General features: G+C 62.6%; 3 protein-coding genes. All 3 read left to right on the forward strand.

The genetic code is table 11. The features are described 5' to 3' along the window. The first annotated feature begins 98 nt into the window (after nucleotides 1-98). A complete protein-coding gene (locus G3480_RS26320; RefSeq protein ID WP_240906095.1) occupies nucleotides 99-332 on the forward strand; it encodes a hypothetical protein in 234 nt (77 codons plus the stop codon). A gap of 67 nt (nucleotides 333-399) precedes the next feature. Beyond that, on the forward strand, nucleotides 400-1,710 hold the full coding sequence (locus G3480_RS28795; protein WP_164657159.1) for a transposase: 1,311 nt from the start codon (nucleotides 400-402) through the stop codon (nucleotides 1,708-1,710). Next, nucleotides 1,701-1,962: reverse transcriptase domain-containing protein (locus G3480_RS26330; protein ID WP_338114234.1), on the forward strand; the 262-nt coding region annotated here is incomplete at its 3' end. The genes G3480_RS28795 and G3480_RS26330, both read left to right, overlap by 10 nt.

Consider the following 1,962-nt stretch of genomic DNA (forward strand, 5'->3'; position numbering starts at 1 on the left):
TGGATCGGTGACCTCGATTTCAGGCAGCGTTTCGGCGGCTGGGTTGTTGACGGGGGTATCGAGGTAGGGGATCGTTCAACACCGTTGATCACGGCTGGATGTTAAAGTTCTTGGGCCATCGGATTGGCGACCCGCGGATCATTCGCCTCATCGCACGCCTACTCAAAGGCGGCATTCTCGAGGACGGGCTCGTGCAGGCGAGTGAAGAGGGAACGCCGCAAGGCTCAATTCTCTCCCCGCTGCTTTCGAACGTCTACCTTCATTATGTGCTGGACCTCTGGTTCAGTCATCGGGTACGGCCACAGTGTCAAGGCGAGGCGTATTACTCATAGGCGCCAACATAGCCCGCAGCCCTTGAAAATCCGTGGCGAGCCGCGACCTGTTGCGATTTTTGCCACCATGTCCCACGTAGCCAAGCGCGTCGATGTTGCCTTTGAAGACTTTCTGAAGGAATTGCCCGCCGAGTACGCCGAGATGGCGTATGAGTTCAAGGCGTTCGCGCGCCCGCGCAAGGTCAAGACACCAGCGCACCTGCTGCAGATCGTGATGCTCTATTGCGGGCTCGACCAAGCGCTGCGAACCACCGCCGGGAGCTTCACGCTGCTGGAGGAGCGCATCACGGATACCGCAATCCAGCAGCGTTTGCGCGCCTGCGGTCCCTGGTTGAAGGCGTTGCTGCAGACGCTGTTGCCCGCGACGCAGACCCCATTGACGTCGTTGCGGTTGCTGATCGTTGATGGCTCGTCGCTGCAAGGACCCGGCGCACAGGGAACGGACTATCGGGTGCATTTGGCGCTGGACTTAACCCACATGAGTGTGCACGCGGTGGACGTGACCGGAGTCGATGGTGGGGAAAGTCTGGCGCGTTACCCGTGGCAGGACGGCGACATCGTGCTCGCGGACCGCGGCTACAATCAACCGCGCGTCATTCTCGAGCTGGCCGCGCGTGGCGTTGGGGTGATCGTGCGGTTGAACCCAACGTCGATGCCCTTATGGGCACGTCCAGAGGATGCGAACGTGTTCGATCCGGCTGCGCCGCGGTTGGATGTTGCGGCGTATCTGCGCGCCCAATCCAGCGACACGGTCACGCTCCCGGTGTGGTTACGCGCACCGAAGGGCAACAGCGGACCGGGCTGGCTGCACGCGGTGCGTCTCCCGCCCGAGGCGGCGGAGGCGGCCCGCCGGCGTTGCCGCCAGGCCGCCAAACGCAAGGGGCGAACCCCGCGCGAGGACACCCTATTTCTGGCCGGCTGGGTGATGGTGTTCACCACCGTGCCGCCTGAGACGTTGGATGGCCCCACAGTCTTGGCGCTCTACCGCTGCAGATGGCAAGTGGAGCTGGTGTTCAAGCGGCTCAAGACCTTGCTTGATCTTGATGCCCTGCGCACCCAGCAAAAAAGCCGCTTGGGCGAGGTCTGGATCCGCGGGAAATTGCTCTATGCGCTGGTGGTTGAGCGATGCGCCCAGCGCCAAAGCGCGGGCGGCGTCGACCCGCTGGACCGGCCGCGTCGCCTGACCCCATGGCGGCAGCTGGTGATTGCTCGCCAAGCGGTCGATCGCTGGATTGCCGATGTCCAACGCTGGCAAGACGATCACTGGGAGGCATGCCTCGACGTGCTCAAGGAACGTCCGCGCCGCCGCCGCTTACAAACCCTTCCGGCCAGGGTCATTCAGATCATGAACGCGCAGGAACGTCAACGGTGCGGTTAAGTTGGCGCCTATGGGCGTATTACTTCCGTTTTGCCGACGACTTCGTCGCCGCCTTTCAGGACCGGCAGGACGCACAACGATTTCATGTGGGCCTCAGTGAGCGGTTGGCGAAGTTCAAGCTGCGCCTCGCCGAAGAGAAGACGCGTTGCTTGCCGTTCGGGCGCTTCGCCCGAAGCAATGCGCAGGCGCGCGGTGGCAAGCCCGAGGAGTTTACTTTTCTCGGCTTCACCCACTATTGCGGCAAGACCAAGA

Origin of the sequence: Thiorhodococcus mannitoliphagus, assembly GCF_010915725.1 — a bacterium.
GTDB classification, from domain to species: domain Bacteria; phylum Pseudomonadota; class Gammaproteobacteria; order Chromatiales; family Chromatiaceae; genus Thiorhodococcus; species Thiorhodococcus mannitoliphagus.